The following is a 16,888-nucleotide window of genomic DNA, read 5'->3' on the forward strand; positions in this document are numbered from 1 at the left end:
CGGGCCGTCACCGCTTGCGGCCACAATGGGGGGATGACCGACAGTCCCGCCCGTCCGGCGCCCCTCGCCGACCCGCACCTCGTCTACGACCCCGTCCCCGGGGACGGCCCCAAGGACGTGGTGATCCTCGGCTCCACCGGATCCATCGGCACCCAGGCCATCGACCTCGTGCTGCGCCACCCCGACCGCTTCCGGGTCACCGCCCTCTCCGCGAACGGCGGCCGGGTGGCCCTCCTCGCCGAGCAGGCGCACCGGCTGCGGGTGCGGACCGTCGCGGTCGCCCGCGAGGGCGTCGTACCCGCGCTGCGCGAGGCGCTCGCCGCCGAGTACGGCAGCGGGGAACCGCTGCCCGAGATCCTCGCCGGACCCGACGCGGCCACCCAGGTCGCCGCCTCCGCCTGCCACACCGTGCTCAACGGCATCACCGGCTCCATCGGCCTCGCCCCGACCCTCGCCGCCCTGGAAGCCGGCCGCACCCTCGCGCTCGCCAACAAGGAGTCGCTGATCGTCGGCGGCCCGCTGGTCACGGCCCTCGCCAAGCCCGGCCAGATCATCCCGGTCGACTCCGAGCACGCGGCCCTTTTCCAGGCGCTCGCCGCCGGCACCCGGGCCGACGTCCGCAAGCTCGTCGTCACCGCCTCCGGCGGCCCCTTCCGCGGCCGGACCAGGGACGAGCTGGCCCACGTCACCGTCGCCGACGCCCTCGCCCACCCCACCTGGGCGATGGGCCCGGTGATCACGGTCAACTCCGCGACCCTGGTCAACAAGGGACTGGAGGTCATCGAGGCACACCTGCTCTACGACATTCCCTTCGACCGCATTGAGGTGGTCGTGCACCCGCAGTCGTATGTCCACTCGATGGTCGAGTTCACCGACGGATCCACGATCGCCCAGGCGACGCCCCCGGACATGCGCGGGCCCATCGCCATCGGTCTGGGCTGGCCCGAACGCGTTCCCGACGCGGCGCCCGCCTTCGACTGGAGCAAGGCCTCCAGCTGGGAGTTCTTCCCGCTGGACGACGAGGCCTTCCCCTCGGTGAACCTCGCCCGGCACGTGGGGCGGCTCGCGGGCACGGCCCCGGCGGTGTTCAATGCCGCCAACGAGGAGTGCGTCGCGGCCTTCCTGAGCGGCGCTCTGCCCTTCAACGGGATCATGGAGACCGTCATCCGGGTGGTCGAGGAGCACGGCACCCCGGTCACGGGAACCTCGCTCACCGTGTCGGACGTCCTCGAAGCGGAGACCTGGGCGCGGGCCCGGGCCCGCGAACTCACAGCCACGACGGCGACCGCGGAGGCGCGTGCATGACGACCTTGATGTTCATCCTCGGCATAGTGGTCTTCGCGGTGGGCCTGCTCGTCTCGATCGCGTGGCACGAGCTGGGGCACCTGTCCACGGCCAAGCTCTTCGGCATCCGCGTCCCGCAGTACATGGTCGGCTTCGGCCCGACCGTCTGGTCGCGGAAGAAGGGCGAGACCGAGTACGGCATCAAGGCGATCCCGCTCGGCGGCTACATCCGCATGATCGGGATGTTCCCGCCCGACGACTCCGGCAGGGTCACCGCCCGCTCCACCTCCCCGTGGCGCGGCATGATCGAGGACGCCCGCTCGGCGGCCTTCGAGGAACTCGAGCCGGGTGACGAGACGCGCATGTTCTACACGCGCAAGCCGTGGAAGCGGGTCATCGTCATGTTCGCGGGCCCCTTCATGAACCTGGTGCTCGCGGTCGGCCTGTTCCTCACCGTGCTGATGGGCTTCGGCATCCAGCAGCAGACCACCACCGTCGCCTCCGTCTCGCCCTGCGTCATCGCGCAGAGCGAGCACCGCGACAGCTGCAAGAAGTCCGACCCGGCCTCCCCGGCCGCGGCCGCCGGCATGAAGAAGCGCGACAAGATCGTCTCCTTCGACGGCAAGCCCACCGAGGACTGGAGCACCCTGTCGGACCTCATCCGGGTCAGCGCGGGCAAGACCGTGCCGATCGTCGTCGAGCGGGACGGCAAGCAGCTCACCCTGCACGCGAAGATCGCCACCAACATGGTCGCCAAGAAGGACTCCGGCGGCGGGTACGTCGAGGGCCAGTACGTCAAGGCCGGCTTCCTCGGCTTCAGCTCCGCCACCGGTGTCGTCAAGCAGGACTTCGGCGAGTCCGTGACCTGGATGACCGACCGGGTCGGCGACGCCGTCGACTCCCTCGTCGCCCTGCCCGGCAAGATCCCGGCCCTGTGGGACGCCGCCTTCGGCGACGGCCCGCGCGAACCGGACTCCCCGATGGGCATCGTCGGCGCGGCCCGGGTCACCGGCGAGATCGCCACCCTGGACATCCCCGCCTCGCAGCAGCTGGCCATGGCCGTGTTCGTGGTCGCCGGCTTCAACCTCTCCCTGTTCCTGTTCAACATGCTTCCGCTGCTCCCGCTCGACGGCGGGCACATCGCGGGCGCCCTGTGGGAGTCGCTGCGGCGGAACGTGGCCCGGGTGCTGCGCCGGCCCGACCCCGGTCCGTTCGACGTCGCCAAGCTGATGCCGGTGGCGTACGTGGTGGCCGGGATCTTCGTCTGCTTCACCGTCCTGGTGCTGATCGCCGACGTGGTCAACCCGGTGAAAATCTCCTAGCCACCCCTCGTTCACGGCGGCCCGGAACCCGGTGGTTCCGGGCCGCCTCCCATCGGGTGGCTTTGCGGGAGGGGTGTGCTGACGGCCGGGCCGGTGCCGTAATCTCGAAGCCTGGGGCCCGCCGTTCACGGGACCGGACCTTGATCCACGACTTGGGGTTGCACAGCAGATGACTGCGATTTCTCTCGGCATGCCGTCCGTTCCGACCAAGCTCGCCGAGCGCCGCAAGAGCCGGCAGATCCAGGTCGGAAGCGTGGCGGTCGGCGGGGACGCGCCGGTCTCGGTCCAGTCGATGACCACGACCCGTACGTCCGACATCGGCGCCACCCTCCAGCAGATCGCCGAGCTGACCGCCTCCGGCTGCCAGATCGTCCGGGTGGCCTGCCCCACCCAGGACGACGCCGACGCCCTCGCCACCATCGCGAAGAAGTCCCAGATCCCGGTGATCGCGGACATCCACTTCCAGCCCAAGTACGTCTTCGCCGCCATCGAGGCCGGCTGCGCCGCGGTCCGCGTCAACCCGGGCAACATCAAGCAGTTCGACGACAAGGTCAAGGAGATCGCGCGGGCCGCCAAGGAGCACGGCACCCCGATCCGCATCGGCGTCAACGCGGGCTCCCTGGACCGGCGCCTGCTCCAGAAGTACGGCAAGGCCACCCCCGAGGCCCTGGTCGAATCGGCCCTCTGGGAGGCCTCCCTCTTCGAGGAGCACGACTTCCGCGACATCAAGATCTCGGTCAAGCACAACGACCCGGTCGTGATGATCGAGGCCTACCGCCAGCTCGCCGAGCAGTGCGACTACCCCCTCCACCTCGGCGTCACCGAGGCAGGCCCCGCCTTCCAGGGCACGATCAAGTCGGCCGTCGCCTTCGGCGCCCTGCTCTCCCAGGGCATCGGCGACACCATCCGCGTCTCCCTGTCGGCCCCGCCCGTCGAGGAGGTCAAGGTCGGCCTCCAGATCCTCCAGTCGCTCGGCCTGCGCCAGCGCGGCCTGGAGATCGTCTCCTGCCCCTCCTGCGGCCGTGCCCAGGTCGACGTCTACAAGCTCGCCGAAGAGGTCACCGCCGGCCTCACCGGCATGGAGGTCCCCCTCCGCGTCGCCGTCATGGGCTGCGTCGTCAACGGCCCCGGCGAGGCCCGCGAGGCCGACCTCGGCGTCGCCTCCGGCAACGGCAAGGGCCAGATCTTCGTCAAGGGCGAGGTCATCAAGACCGTCCCCGAGTCGAAGATCGTGGAGACCCTGATCGAGGAGGCCATGAAGCTGGCCGAGCAGATGGAGAAGGACGGCGTCACCTCCGGCGAGCCGTCGGTGTCGGTGACGGGCTGACACCCGGCGAGGAGATCGCCCGCAGGCCCCGCACCCGTCGGACCGGGGGCGCGCGGCGCCGAACGATGCCGGACAACGACACCCGCGCCGCCTCCCCGTGGACGTCAATGGTGCCGCCGTCGTCACGGTCAAGGCCCTGCACCGTCTGGTGCTGGACCTCCGGGGCGCGGTCCGCGGGCTGCCGCCCCGGCTCGGCGGTGAGGATCCGGAGTGATCCCTTGCCGTCGGACCGGGGGCGGCACGGGAGAATTCCGGCAGGTACAGTGCGGGGATCAGGCAATGTCCGACCGTGAGGCCCCGCACGTGCTGACCCAGACCACCTCCCGGGTCCTGGAACCGAGTGACCTGGACGCCGCGCTCGCCGTCCTCGACCGCGAGCCGGTCGCCAACGCCTTCGTGACCTCCCGGGTCCAGGTCGCGGGCCTCGACCCCTGGCGGCTCGGCGGCGAGATGTGGGGCTGGTACGAGGACGGCATGCTCACGTCCCTGTGCTACGCGGGCGCCAACCTCGTCCCCATCTGCGCCACCCCGCGCGCGGTCCGCGCCTTCGCCGACCGCGCCCGGCGGGCCGGCCGCCGCTGCTCCTCCATCGTCGGCCCCGCCGAAGCCACCGCCCAGCTGTGGCGGCTGCTGGAACCGCACTGGGGCCCGGCCCGCGAGGTCCGCGCCCGCCAGCCGCTGATGGTCACCGACCGGATGCCGGCCGGCATCGCCCCGGACCCGTACGTCCGCCGCGTCCGCAAGGACGAGATGGAAACGATCATGCCGGCGTGCGTCGCGATGTTCACCGAGGAGGTCGGCGTATCGCCGCTCGCGGGCGACGGCGGACTGCTGTACCAGGCCCGGGTCGCCGAACTCGTCGGCTCCGGCCGCTCCTTCGCCCGCGTCGACGACCAGGGCCGGGTCGTGTTCAAGGCGGAGATCGGCGCCGCGACCCGGCACGCCTGCCAGATCCAGGGCGTCTGGGTGGCCCCCGAGTACCGGGGGCGGGGCCTCGCGGCCCCCGGCATGGCGGCGGTCCTGCGCTACGCCCTGGCGGACTTCGCCCCCGTGGTCAGCCTGTACGTGAACGACTTCAACACGGCGGCGCGCAGGACATACCGCAGGGTGGGCTTCCAAGAGGTGGGAGCCTTCATGAGCGTTCTGTTCTGACCGCCCTGTACGCTCCCGGGCATGGACCTCGTGATCGGCCCCCTGGACCTCGCTGCCCACGTGGACGAGGCCCTGGCCGTCCAGGCCGTCGCCTTCGGGCTCGGACCGGACGAAGTCGCCGTACGCCGGCAGATCGTGCAGCGCCACATGCAGTACAACGGCGCACGGGCCCTCGGCGCCACCAGCCGCGGACAGCTGATCGGATTCGTCTACGGCATGCCCAACAGCCGTACCCACTGGTGGTCCACCGTCGTCGAGCCCTACCTCCGGGCCAACGGCAACGACTTCTGGCTGGACGACTCCTTCGTCATCACCGAACTGCACGTCCACCCCGACCACCAGAACCGCGGCATCGGCCGGCGGCTGATCACCACCATCACCGACACCGCCGCCGAACCCCGCTCGATCCTCTCCGCGATCGACACCGACAGCCCCGCCCGCGGCCTCTACCACTCCCTCGGCTACGTCGACCTCGCCCGCCGGGTGCACTTCCCGAGCGCACCGCGGCCGTACGCCGTGATGGGCGCCCCGCTCCCGCTGCGCAGGCGCTAACCGATTTCCACCGGCACGGGCGGCCCGGCTAACCTCCATGCCATCACCTTTACCCGGCAGGAGTACGAGAACCATGGCCAACGCACCGGTCCAGCGCATGTCCCAGTTGATGGCGAAGACGCTGCGCGACGACCCGGCGGACGCCGAGGTCCTCAGCCACAAGCTCCTCGTCCGCGCCGGCTACGTCCGCCGCACGGCCGCCGGCATCTGGAGCTGGCTGCCCCTCGGCAAGAAGGTCCTCGCCAACGTCGAGCGCATCGTCCGCGAGGAGATGGACGCCATCGGCGCCCAGGAGGTCTCGCTGCCCGCCCTGCTGCCGCGCGAGCCCTACGAGGCCACCGGCCGCTGGGACGAGTACGGCCAGGAGCTGTTCCGGCTCAAGGACCGCAAGGGCGGCGACTACCTCCTCGGCCCCACCCACGAGGAGATCTTCACCCTCCTGGTCAAGGACCAGTGCACGTCCTACAAGGACCTGCCGGTGATCCTCTACCAGATCCAGACCAAGTTCCGCGACGAGGCCCGCCCCCGCGCCGGCATCCTGCGCGGCCGTGAGTTCCTGATGAAGGACTCGTACTCCTTCGACCTGGAGGACGAGGGCCTCGCCCGGTCCTACGCCCTGCACCGCGAGGCCTACCAGCGCGTCTTCGCGCGCCTCGGCCTCGACTACCGCATCGTCGCGGCCACCGCCGGCGCCATGGGCGGCTCCAAGTCCGAGGAGTTCCTCGCCCCGGCCGAGGCCGGCGAGGACACCTTCGCGGACTGCCCGAACTGCGACTTCGCCGCCAACACGGAGGCGATCACGTACGAGCTGAAGCCGGTCGACGGCTCGGCCGTGCCCGCGCTGGAGGAGATCCCGACCCCGGACACCCCGACCATCGAGACGCTGGCCGCCTCGCTCGGCGTCCCGGCCTCCGCCACGCTGAAGAACCTGCTGGTCAAGGTGGACGGCGAGATCGTCGCCGTGGGCGTGCCCGGGGACCGCGAGGTGGACATGGGCAAGGTCGAGGAGCACTTCGCCCCGGCCGCCGTCGAGATGGTCACCGAGGCCGACTTCGCCGAGCGCTCCGACCTGGTCCGCGGCTACGTCGGACCGCAGGGCCTGGGCGAGAAGGTGAAGTACATCGCCGACCCGCGCGTGGCCCCCGGCACCTCCTGGATCACCGGTGCCAACAAGGAGCACACGCACGCCAAGAACGTCGTCGCCGGCCGGGACTTCGAGGTCGACGAGTACGTGGACGTCGTGGTCGTGCAGGAGGGCGACCCCTGCCCCAAGTGCGGCACCGGCCTGAAGCTGGACCGCGCCATCGAGATCGGCCACATCTTCCAGCTGGGCCGCAAGTACACCGACGCCCTCAAGCTGGACGTCCTCGGCCAGAACGGCAAGCCCGTCCGCGTCACCATGGGCTCCTACGGCATCGGCGTCTCCCGCGCCGTCGCCGCGCTCGCCGAGCAGACCGCCGACGAGCACGGCCTGGTCTGGCCCAAGGAGATCGCCCCGGCTGACGTGCACGTCGTCGCCGCCGGCAAGGCCCTGCAGACCGAGCTGGCCCTCGACGTCGCCGAGAAGCTCGCCGCCGCGGGCGTCCGCGTCCTGGTGGACGACCGGGCCGGGGTCTCCCCGGGCGTGAAGTTCACCGACGCCGAGCTGATCGGCGTGCCCCAGATCCTGGTGGCCGGCCGCCGCTCCGGCGAGGGCGTCCTGGAGCTGAAGGACCGCAAGACCGGCGAGCGGGAGGAACTCTCGGTCGAGGACGCGATCGCCCGCCTCACGGCCTGACGACGCGACGGGCGGCGCTCACGACCGTGCGCGCCGCCACTCCCCCCGGGAAACGGTCCGGTACTCCCGGGCCTTGAAGGCGACGGAGAAGACCGTGCCGTAACCCGGATCCGCTCGCCGGGATACCACGGGTCGTCCCCCTCCCGACTACGCGTGCCTACAGCCAGGCCGCGAACTCCAGCAGCAGCTCCGCGTCCTTCTCCCGGCCGACCCGGCGGGCCCGCACCCCGGACTCCACCGCCCGGAACAGCGTCCAGCCGCGCAGCCGTTCCTGGTCCACCTCCAGCGACTCCGCGAGCCGCTTGATCCGGCGCCGGGTGGTCGCCGGGCCGCTCGGCGTCGCGATCAGGTCCTCCACCCGGTCCCGCACCAGGCGGGCCAGGTCGAAGGCGCTCTCGCCGACCACCGGGTCCGGGCCCACCGCGAGCCAGGGCATCCGCTCCCCGGCGAGCACCTTGCTCTGCCGGAACGTGCCGTGCAGCAGCAACTGCTCCGGCGGCGCGGCCAGCAGCTCCTCCCGGGCCGCGAGCGCCGACTCCACCAGGGGCGCCGCCTCCGGGTCGGTCCCGGCGCTCGCCCGCATCGCCGCCGCCTGCCGTCCGGTGCGCTCGGCGACGGTCTCGAGGGCATGCCCGGCCGGCGGCTCCACCCACAGCCGGCGCAGCGTCCCCGCCGCCTCCAGCAGCGCCTTCGCCTCCGGCAGCGACCGGACCGACACATCGGGGTGCAGCCGCTCCAGCAGCAGCACCCCGTCCTCCGCCTCGGACTCCAGCAGCTGTACGGCGCCCAGCCCGCCCCAGTGCGCCAGCGCCGCCCGCTCGCTCTCCGGGCGCGCCCGCGGCGGCGCCAGCTTCAGTACGGCCGGGGTGCCGTCCGCCCGCCGCACCAGCACCACCAGGCTGCTGCGCCCGCCGGGCACCTGCACCCGCTCCACGGTCAACTCGCGCCGGGCGACGGCCCGCTCGGCTGCCGCGGGCAGCCGCGCCAGCCAGTCGTCCCCGGCCGGTGCCGTCTCACCGAGCGCCCGCACCAGGCGCTGCGGTGCTTCGAAAGCCATGCGCGAGTCGTCCCTTCCTGTCGCGTGCTGTCGGGCCCTGCTCCGGGCTGTCGTACGGCCCGCCCCGCCGGTGGCTAGCGTGTCGCCGGCGTGGAGGGCGAGGGGGTCGTGCCGGCCGCGCCCGTCTGCCCGCCGGACCGCTCGGCGAGCCCAGGGAAGGCTACGCTCTCCCCACTCCAGCGCACCGCCCGGACCGCGGCCTCGCGCAGCGCCCCGGCCGCGTCGGCCCGCCGTGCGCCGGCGGCCGCCCGCACCAGGTCCGAGTACACCCCGGCCAGCCGTTCCTCCAGCTGCGCGGCCAGCCGTACCGCCGCCGCCCCGTCCTGGACCGGGAACGGCAGCGCGTACCCGGCACTCGCGGCGACCGGAGTGCCGCCCAGGTCACGCACGGCGCGCACCAGCGCGTCCCGGCGCGCACGGTGCGCGTCGTACGCCGCCCGTGCCTGGGTCCGCCGCCGCTCGTCGATCCGTCCGCCGACGACGCCGTACCCGTACACCGCCGCGTGCTCCGCCGCCAGCGCCGCCTGCAGCGCGGTCAGCTCGGTCCCGTCGCTCACCTGGCCCCCTCCGTCAGCAGGTACGCGTGCGCGGCCCCGGCGGCCGCGACCGACGCCAGCAGCCGCGCCAGCTCGCCCGGCACCTCCAGCAGCTCCGTGCCGCGCCGGTCGGCGAGGGCCCGCTCGGCGGCGGCCAGCCCCGCGACGGCGTCCTTCTCGCCGGCCGGCACGGCCACGGCGGACGGCGATGCCGACACCGTGGCCGAAGCGGTGGCGGTGGCGGTCGGGGTGGCCGTCGAGCCCTCCTCGAAGGCCACCGCGTGCGCCGCGACCTGGGCCCGCAGCGGACGCAGCCGCTCCGCAAGCCCGGGATGCGCGGCGAGTACCGCGTCGTAGTGCCCCAGCAGTCCCCGGCTGTCCCGGGCCGCACGCGCGCGGGCCCGGGCGGTGGCCGACGGACCCGTGCCGCCGTCGTCGGGCTCGGCCGAGCAGCCCACGAGGAGGGCGGCCCCGGCGGCCGAGGCGAGCAGGGATCTTCTGCGCGGCCCCGAGGGGATGCGCGACGAAGGGGGGTACGGCACGGCTGACGTCCTCGGGGGCTCGTACGAACACACGGGCGGGACCCGGCCCGCCGGTGATCACGGTACCCGCGCACCCCCTCGCTTCATGTCACCGGCTCACACAGCCCGCCTCAGGGTCACGTGCTGTGATGACATGCGGCTCCGCCGCGCGCCCACCCATGGAGGGGACAGCAACACCCTCCGCGACCGGATACCCTTTGACCAGACACGCGACCCATCCCACAACAGCACACGCGGCCGAGGAGTCACCCGGATGAGCACCACCCAGAGCGAGAGGCTGCGAGAGCTGCTGGAACCGCTCGTCACCTCCCAGGGGCTGGATCTCGAAGAGATCGCCGTGGACTCCGTCGGACGCAAGCGGGTGCTGCGCGTGGTCGTCGACTCCGACACCGGAGCCGACCTGGACGCCATCGCCGATGTGAGCCGTGCGCTCTCGGCGAAGCTCGACGAGACCAACGCGATGGGTGACGCCGCGTACGACCTGGAGGTCGGAACCCCCGGCGCGGAGCGCCTCCTCACCGAGCACCGGCACTTCGTGCGCGCGACCGACCGGCTCGTGAAGTTCCAGCTCGCCGAGGGCGGCGAGCTGGTCGCCCGGATCCTGGAGGTCGACGACGAGGGCATCGACGTCGAGGTGCCCGGGGTCAAGGGCCGCAAGGCCACGAGCCGCAGGCTCGGCTTCCCCGAGATCGCCAGGGCGCGCGTGCAGGTCGAGTTCAACCGCAAGGACGACAAGGTCAAGAAGGACATGAAGGAAGAGGAGGAGGCGTAGCCGTGGACATCGACATGAGCGCCCTGCGGGGCTTGGTTCGGGAGAAGGAGATCTCCTTCGACCTGCTGGTCGAGGCGATCGAGTCGGCCCTCCTCATCGCCTACCACCGCACCGAGGGAAGCCGCCGACACGCGCGCGTGGAGCTCAACCGGGAGACCGGGCATGTGACCGTGTGGGCGAAGGAGGACCCCGACGACCTCACGGAGGGGCAGGAGCCCCGCGAGTTCGACGACACCCCGTCCGGCTTCGGCCGTATCGCCGCGACCACCGCCAAGCAGGTGATCCTGCAGCGGCTGCGCGACGCCGAGGACGACGCGACGCTCGGCGAGTACGCCGGCCGCGAGGGCGACATCGTCACCGGAGTGGTCCAGCAGGGCCGCGACCCGAAGAACGTGCTCGTGGACATCGGCAAGCTGGAGGCCATCCTGCCGGTGCAGGAGCAGGTGCCCGGCGAGACCTACCCGCACGGCATGCGCCTGAGGTCGTACGTCGTCCGGGTGGCCAAGGGCGTCCGCGGCCCGTCCGTGACCCTCTCGCGGACCCACCCCAACCTGGTGAAGAAGCTCTTCGCCCTGGAGGTGCCGGAGATCGCCGACGGCTCGGTGGAGATCGCCGCGATCGCCCGTGAGGCCGGTCACCGCACCAAGATCGCCGTACGGTCCACCCGTTCGGGCCTGAACGCCAAGGGCGCCTGCATCGGCCCCATGGGCGGCCGGGTCCGCAACGTGATGGGCGAGCTGAACGGCGAGAAGATCGACATCGTCGACTGGTCGGACGACCCGGCCGAGATGGTGGCGAACGCCTTGTCACCCGCTCGGGTGAGCAAAGTGGAGGTCGTGGACATGGCCGCCCGCTCCGCACGGGTGACCGTGCCGGACTACCAGCTGTCGCTGGCGATCGGCAAGGAGGGCCAGAACGCCCGCCTCGCCGCCCGCCTCACCGGCTGGCGGATCGACATCCGGCCCGACACCGAGCAGGCCGGGGAGTAGGCCCGGGGGCGGGGAATAGATCCAAGCCGCCCGTCGCTGATATCACGACAACAGCCGTTCGATTTTTGCCCCAAAGGGGTGAGGTCGGTACGGGGAGGTAGACTTAACTGTGTCTGGCCGGACGCACACCGGAGTATGCCCTGAACGCACCTGTGTGGGGTGCCGGGAGCGGGCGGCCAAGAACGATCTCCTGCGGATCGTGAGGATCGAGGACGCATGCGCCCCCGATCCTCGCGGTACGCTGCCCGGCCGGGGTGCGTATGTGCACCCCGCCCTGGTCTGTCTCGACCAGGCGGTACGCCGCCGGGCGTTCCCGCGGGCACTGCGCGTCCCGGGACCGCTCGACACAAAGGCGTTGCGCCGATACGTCGAGCAGACAACAGTTGCCGAGCAGGCAACGCCGTAAGACGAGCCGTACGGAACCCCGTGCGGCCTGGTACCTCGCGAGTCGAAAGCAGGTCGAGATTGCGATGAGCACTCGATGAGTACGCGATGAGTACGCCCATGAACTAACGACGGTCCGGCTTCAACCCGGACCTCAAAGGAGCGAAGTGGCTAAGGTCCGGGTCTACGAACTCGCCAAGGAGTTCGGTGTCGAGAGCAAGGTCGTCATGGCCAAGCTCCAGGAACTCGGTGAATTCGTCCGTTCGGCGTCTTCGACCATCGAAGCGCCGGTTGTACGTAAGCTGACCGACGCCTTCCAGGGCGGTGGCAACGGCAAGTCCGCCGGCAAGCCCGCCCCGCGCAAGGCTGCCCCCAAGCCCGCCGCGCCCTCTCCGGCGCAGGCGGCACGTCCGGCTGCCCCGGCCCCGAGGCCGGCTGCCCCCAAGCCTCCGACGGCGCCCGCTGCCCAGCAGCCGGCCGCCCCGTCGGCCCCCTCGGCGCCCGCGCCGGCCGCTTCCGGCCCGCGTCCGGTGCCGGGTCCCAAGCCCGCGCCGCGCCCGGCCCCGGCCGCCCCGGAGTTCACCGCTCCGCCGGCCGCCCCGGCCGCGCAGACCCCGCAGGCTCCGGCCGCCCAGGGTCCGCGTCCCGGCGCCCGTCCCGGTGCCCCGAAGCCCGGTGGCCGTCCGGCCGCCGGCGGTCAGGGTCAGCAGTCGGCCCGTCCGGGCCAGGGTGCTCCGCGCTCCGGTGGCCAGGCCGCCCGTCCGGGCGCCCGTCCGGCCGGTCCGCGCCCGGGCAACAACCCCTTCACCTCCGGCGGCAACGCCGGCATGGCCCGCCCGCAGGCCCCGCGCCCGCAGGGCGGCCCGCGTCCCGGCCCCGCCGGTGCCCCCGGCGCCGGTCCCCGTCCGCAGGCGCCCGGCGCCCAGGGCGGCGGTCCGCGTCCGCAGGCTCCGGGCGGTCCCCGTCCGACCCCGGGCTCGATGCCGCGTCCGCAGGGCGGTCCCCGTCCCGGCGGCGGCCCCGGCGGCCCGCGTCCGAACCCCGGCATGATGCCGCAGCGTCCCGCTGCGGGTCCGCGTCCGGGCGGTGGCCCCGGCGGCCGTGGCCCCGGCGGCGGCGGTCGTCCCGGTGGCGGCGGCGGTCGTCCGGGTGGCGGCGGCGGCTTCGCCGGCCGTCCGGGTGGCGGTGGCGGCGGCTTCGCCGGCCGTCCTGCCGGTCCCGGTGGCGGTGGCGGCGGTTTCGCCGGCCGTCCGGGTGGTCCCGGCGCCGGCGGCGGTGGCCGTCCCGGCTTCGGTGGTCGTCCGGGTGGTCCCGGTGGCCGTGGTGGCACGCAGGGCGCCTTCGGCCGTCCCGGTGGTCCCGCGCGTCGTGGCCGCAAGTCGAAGCGGCAGAGGCGCCAGGAGTACGAGGCCATGCAGGCCCCGAGCGTCGGCGGCGTGATGCTGCCGCGCGGCAACGGCGAGACCATCCGTCTCTCCCGCGGCGCGTCGCTCACCGACTTCGCTGAGAAGATCAACGCCAACCCGGCGTCCCTCGTCGCGGTCATGATGAACCTCGGCGAGATGGTCACGGCCACGCAGTCCGTCTCCGACGAGACCCTGCAGCTCCTCGCCGGCGAGATGAACTACACGGTTCAGATCGTCAGCCCCGAGGAGGAGGACCGCGAGCTGCTCGAGTCCTTCGACATCGAGTTCGGCGAGGACGAGGGCTCCGAGGAGGACCTGGTCGTCCGTCCGCCGGTGGTGACCGTCATGGGTCACGTCGACCACGGTAAGACCCGACTGCTCGACGCGATCCGCAAGACGAACGTCATCGCGGGCGAGGCCGGCGGCATCACCCAGCACATCGGTGCCTACCAGGTCGCGACCGAGGTCAACGACGAAGAGCGCAAGATCACCTTCATCGACACCCCGGGTCACGAGGCGTTCACCGCCATGCGTGCCCGTGGTGCGAAGTCGACCGACATCGCGATCCTGGTCGTCGCTGCCAACGACGGCGTCATGCCGCAGACGGTCGAGGCGCTCAACCACGCCAAGGCGGCCGACGTCCCGATCGTGGTCGCGGTCAACAAGATCGATGTCGAGGGTGCCGACCCGACCAAGGTGCGCGGTCAGCTGACCGAGTACGGCCTGGTGGCCGAGGAGTACGGCGGCGACACCATGTTCGTCGACATCTCCGCCAAGCAGGGTCTGCACATCGACTCGCTGCTGGAGGCCGTGATCCTCACGGCCGACGCCTCGCTCGACCTGCGGGCCAACCCGCACCAGGACGCGCAGGGCATCTCGATCGAGTCCCGCCTCGACCGCGGCCGTGGTGCCGTGGCGACGGTCCTCGTCCAGCGAGGCACCCTGCGGGTCGGCGACACGATGGTGGTGGGCGACGCCTACGGCCGCGTGCGCGCCATGCTCGACGACAACGGCAACAACGTCGCCGAGGCCGGCCCGTCGACGCCGGTGCAGGTCCTGGGCCTCACCAACGTCCCGGGTGCGGGCGACAACTTCCTGGTGGTCGACGAGGACCGTACGGCCCGTCAGATCGCCGAGAAGCGCGCCGCCCGCGAGCGCAACGCGGCCTTCGCCAAGCGCACGCGCCGTGTCTCGCTGGAGGACCTGGACAAGGTGCTCAAGGCCGGCGAGGTCCAGCAGCTGAACCTGATCATCAAGGGTGACGCTTCTGGTTCCGTCGAGGCCCTGGAGTCCTCCCTGCTCCAGCTGGACGTCGGCGAAGAGGTCGACATCCGCGTCCTGCACCGCGGCGTCGGTGCGGTCACGGAGTCGGACATCGACCTGGCGATGGGCTCCGACGCCATCGTGATCGGCTTCAACGTCCGTGCGGCCGGCCGCGCGGCGCAGATGGCCGAGCGCGAGGGTGTGGACGTCCGGTACTACTCGGTCATCTACCAGGCGATCGAGGAGATCGAGGCGGCCCTCAAGGGCATGCTCAAGCCGGAGTACGAAGAGGTCGAGCTCGGTACGGCGGAGATCCGCGAGGTCTTCAAGTCGTCCAAGCTGGGCAACATCGCCGGTGTCCTGGTCCGCTCGGGCGAGGTCAAGCGCAACACCAAGGCGCGCCTCATCCGCGACGGCAAGGTGGTCGCGGAGAACCTCACGATCTCCGGTCTGCGCCGCTTCAAGGACGACGTCACCGAGATCCGCGAAGGCTTCGAGGGTGGTATCAACCTCGGAAACTTCAACGACATCAAGGTCGACGACGTCATCGCGACGTACGAGATGCGGGAGAAGCCGCGGTCGTAACACGACCGACGGTCTCTGGGGCTGGCCGACGGCACACACGTGCCGCCGGCCAGCCCGGCCGTTCCCGGGGGGCGGAGCCCCCGGGGAACGGCAGCCCACGGTGCCGAAACCCTGTCGAGCCACCGGCAGGTACGCGGTACCGTTCTTGATGTCCCCGGCCACACGGACCCGGGGCCATCGATCCCGTACCGGCGGGTGAACCGGTCACACACATGTACGTGGGGACTCTGTCCTTCGACCTCCTCCTCGGCGACGTCCACTCGCTGAAGGAGAAGCGCTCCGTCGTCCGCCCGATCGTCGCCGAACTCCAGCGGAAGTACGCCGTGAGCGCGGCCGAGGTGGACCACGCGGACCTCCACCGGCGAGCGATCATCGGCCTCGCCGTGGTCTCCGGCGACGCGGCGCACCTCACCGACGTACTGGACCGGTGCGAACGGCTGGTCGCCGGCCGTCCCGAGGTGGAACTGCTGTCCGTGCGACGGCGCTTCCACGGCGACGACGACTGACCACGAAACGCAAGCAAGAAGAAAGAACGGGAGACGGACCAGTGGCCGACAACGCGCGGGCTAAAAGGCTGGCGGACCTCATCCGGGAGGTGGTGGCCCAGAAGCTGCAGCGCGGGATCAAGGACCCGCGGCTCGGCTCACACGTCACCATCACGGACACCCGGGTCACGGGTGACCTGCGGGAGGCGACCGTCTTCTACACGGTCTACGGCGACGAGGAGGAGCGGCAGGCCGCCGCCGCGGGCCTGGAGAGCGCCAAGGGCGTCCTCCGCTCGGCCGTGGGAGCGGCCGCCGGTGTGAAGTTCACGCCGACCCTCACCTTCGTGGCGGACGCCCTGCCGGACACCGCCCGGACCATCGAGGACCTCCTCGACAAGGCGCGCCAGTCCGACGAGAAGGTGCGTGAGGTGTCCGCGGGCGCCAGGTACGCCGGTGACGCGGACCCGTACCGCAAGCCGGGCGAGGAAGACGACGAGACGGACGACGCCGCCGAATGACCAGCAAGCCCACCCCGCCCGACGGCCTCGTCATCGTCGACAAGCCGTCGGGCTTCACTTCGCACGACGTGGTCGCCAAGATGCGCGGGATCGCGAGGACCCGCCGCGTCGGCCACGCCGGCACACTCGACCCCATGGCGACCGGGGTCCTGGTCCTCGGGGTCGAACGCGCCACCAAGCTCCTCGGGCACCTCGCGCTCACCGAGAAGGAGTACCTGGGCACCGTCCGCCTGGGCCAGAACACCCTCACCGACGACGCCGAGGGCGAGATCACCTCGTCCACCGACGCCTCCAAGGTGACCCGGGACGCCATCGACGCCGGCATCGCCAAGCTCACCGGCGACATCATGCAGGTGCCGTCCAAGGTCAGCGCCATCAAGATCGACGGCGTACGGTCGTACAAGCGGGCCCGCGACGGCGAGGACTTCGAGATCCCCGCCCGCCCGGTGACCATCTCCTCCTTCACGGTGTACGACGTCCGGGACGCGGTCGCCGAGGACGGCACGCCCGTGCTCGACCTGATCGTCTCGGTGGTCTGCTCCTCCGGCACCTACATCCGCGCCCTCGCCCGGGATCTGGGCGCCGGCCTCGGCGTCGGCGGCCACCTCACCGCGCTGCGCCGGACCCGCGTCGGGCCGTACAAGCTGGACGCGGCCAAGACGCTGGACCAGCTTCAGCAGGAGCTGACCGTGATGCCGATCGCCGAGGCCGCGGCCGCCGCGTTCCCGCGCTGGGAGGTCGACGGCAAGCGGTCCCGGCTGCTGCTGAACGGCGTCCGGCTGGAGATCCCCGACGAGTACGCGGGCGCGGGTCCCGTGGCCGTGTTCGACCCCGAGGGCCGTTTCCTCGCGCTCGTCGAGGAGCACCGGGGCAAGGCCAAGAGCCTGGCCGTCTTCGGCTGAGCCCCGGCCGGGCCCTGCCCGGGCCGTCTGCCGTG

General features: G+C 72.1%; 16 protein-coding genes. 13 read left to right on the forward strand and 3 right to left on the reverse strand.

The features are described from left to right. Window positions 1–33 precede the first annotated feature (33 nt). From dxr to ACIP4Y_RS30530, 6 genes are all read left to right on the forward strand, one after another. The gene (dxr, locus tag ACIP4Y_RS30505; RefSeq protein ID WP_401398894.1) at window positions 34–1,305 is read left to right on the forward strand and encodes a 1-deoxy-D-xylulose-5-phosphate reductoisomerase; all 1,272 of its coding nucleotides are present in this window, start codon (window positions 34–36) and stop codon (window positions 1,303–1,305) included. Next, entirely contained in the window at window positions 1,302–2,606 is a 1,305-nt protein-coding gene (locus ACIP4Y_RS30510; RefSeq protein WP_401398895.1) for a M50 family metallopeptidase, read from the forward strand. The genes dxr and ACIP4Y_RS30510 overlap by 4 nt, the downstream gene beginning before the upstream one ends. A gap of 169 nt (window positions 2,607–2,775) precedes the next feature. Further along, on the forward strand, window positions 2,776–3,933 hold the full coding sequence (gene ispG, locus ACIP4Y_RS30515) for a flavodoxin-dependent (E)-4-hydroxy-3-methylbut-2-enyl-diphosphate synthase (protein WP_358645066.1): 1,158 nt from the start codon (window positions 2,776–2,778) through the stop codon (window positions 3,931–3,933). A gap of 303 nt (window positions 3,934–4,236) precedes the next feature. Further along, window positions 4,237–5,085 (forward strand): GNAT family N-acetyltransferase, encoded by an 849-nt coding sequence (locus ACIP4Y_RS30520; protein WP_358645124.1) that lies wholly within the window; start codon window positions 4,237–4,239, stop codon window positions 5,083–5,085. A gap of 21 nt (window positions 5,086–5,106) precedes the next feature. After that, window positions 5,107–5,637 carry a GNAT family N-acetyltransferase gene (locus tag ACIP4Y_RS30525; protein ID WP_358645062.1) on the forward strand — a complete coding sequence of 177 codons (531 nt, stop codon included), beginning with the start codon at window positions 5,107–5,109 and terminating at the stop codon, window positions 5,635–5,637. A gap of 73 nt (window positions 5,638–5,710) precedes the next feature. After that, entirely contained in the window at window positions 5,711–7,414 is a 1,704-nt protein-coding gene (locus ACIP4Y_RS30530; protein WP_401398896.1) for a proline--tRNA ligase, read from the forward strand. A 157-nt stretch (window positions 7,415–7,571) separates the two neighbouring features. Here ACIP4Y_RS30530 and ACIP4Y_RS30535 read toward each other — a convergent pair whose 3' ends face one another. The 3 genes from ACIP4Y_RS30535 to ACIP4Y_RS30545 form a co-directional block, all read right to left on the reverse strand. Beyond that, window positions 7,572–8,471, reverse strand: coding sequence for an aminoglycoside phosphotransferase family protein (locus ACIP4Y_RS30535; protein WP_358645058.1), 900 nt, complete (start codon window positions 8,469–8,471; stop codon window positions 7,572–7,574). Window positions 8,472–8,545: 74 nt separating this feature from the next. Continuing rightward, window positions 8,546–9,028, reverse strand: coding sequence for a ferritin-like domain-containing protein (locus ACIP4Y_RS30540; protein WP_401398897.1), 483 nt, complete (start codon window positions 9,026–9,028; stop codon window positions 8,546–8,548). Next, a complete protein-coding gene (locus ACIP4Y_RS30545; RefSeq protein ID WP_401398898.1) occupies window positions 9,025–9,549 on the reverse strand; it encodes a hypothetical protein in 525 nt (174 codons plus the stop codon). Before ACIP4Y_RS30545 ends, ACIP4Y_RS30540 begins: the two co-directional genes overlap by 4 nt. A 253-nt stretch (window positions 9,550–9,802) precedes the next feature. Here ACIP4Y_RS30545 and rimP point away from each other — a divergent pair, with 253 nt between their 5' ends. The 7 genes from rimP (at window position 9,803) to truB (ending at window position 16,853) form a co-directional block, all read left to right on the forward strand. Beyond that, entirely contained in the window at window positions 9,803–10,321 is a 519-nt protein-coding gene (rimP, locus tag ACIP4Y_RS30550) for a ribosome maturation factor RimP (protein ID WP_358645052.1), read from the forward strand. 2 nt (window positions 10,322–10,323) lie between these two features. Next, a complete protein-coding gene (gene nusA / locus ACIP4Y_RS30555) occupies window positions 10,324–11,310 on the forward strand; it encodes a transcription termination factor NusA (protein ID WP_358645050.1) in 987 nt (328 codons plus the stop codon). Between the two features lie 109 nt (window positions 11,311–11,419). Next, window positions 11,420–11,716 (forward strand): YlxR family protein, encoded by a 297-nt coding sequence (locus ACIP4Y_RS30560; protein ID WP_358645048.1) that lies wholly within the window; start codon window positions 11,420–11,422, stop codon window positions 11,714–11,716. 145 nt (window positions 11,717–11,861) lie between these two features. After that, window positions 11,862–14,948 carry a translation initiation factor IF-2 gene (infB, locus tag ACIP4Y_RS30565; RefSeq protein ID WP_401398899.1) on the forward strand — a complete coding sequence of 1,029 codons (3,087 nt, stop codon included), beginning with the start codon at window positions 11,862–11,864 and terminating at the stop codon, window positions 14,946–14,948. A gap of 212 nt (window positions 14,949–15,160) precedes the next feature. Next, on the forward strand, window positions 15,161–15,454 hold the full coding sequence (locus ACIP4Y_RS30570) for a DUF503 domain-containing protein (protein ID WP_361483138.1): 294 nt from the start codon (window positions 15,161–15,163) through the stop codon (window positions 15,452–15,454). Between the two features lie 41 nt (window positions 15,455–15,495). Next, window positions 15,496–15,951, forward strand: a complete 456-nt coding sequence (gene rbfA / locus ACIP4Y_RS30575) for a 30S ribosome-binding factor RbfA (RefSeq protein ID WP_358645043.1) — start codon at window positions 15,496–15,498, stop codon at window positions 15,949–15,951. Next, window positions 15,948–16,853, forward strand: coding sequence for a tRNA pseudouridine(55) synthase TruB (gene truB / locus ACIP4Y_RS30580; RefSeq protein WP_358645041.1), 906 nt, complete (start codon window positions 15,948–15,950; stop codon window positions 16,851–16,853). The genes rbfA and truB overlap by 4 nt, the downstream gene beginning before the upstream one ends. Window positions 16,854–16,888 lie beyond the last annotated feature (35 nt).

Source organism: Streptomyces sp. NPDC088810, from assembly GCF_044750305.1.
Classification (GTDB): Bacteria; Actinomycetota; Actinomycetes; order Streptomycetales; family Streptomycetaceae; genus Streptomyces.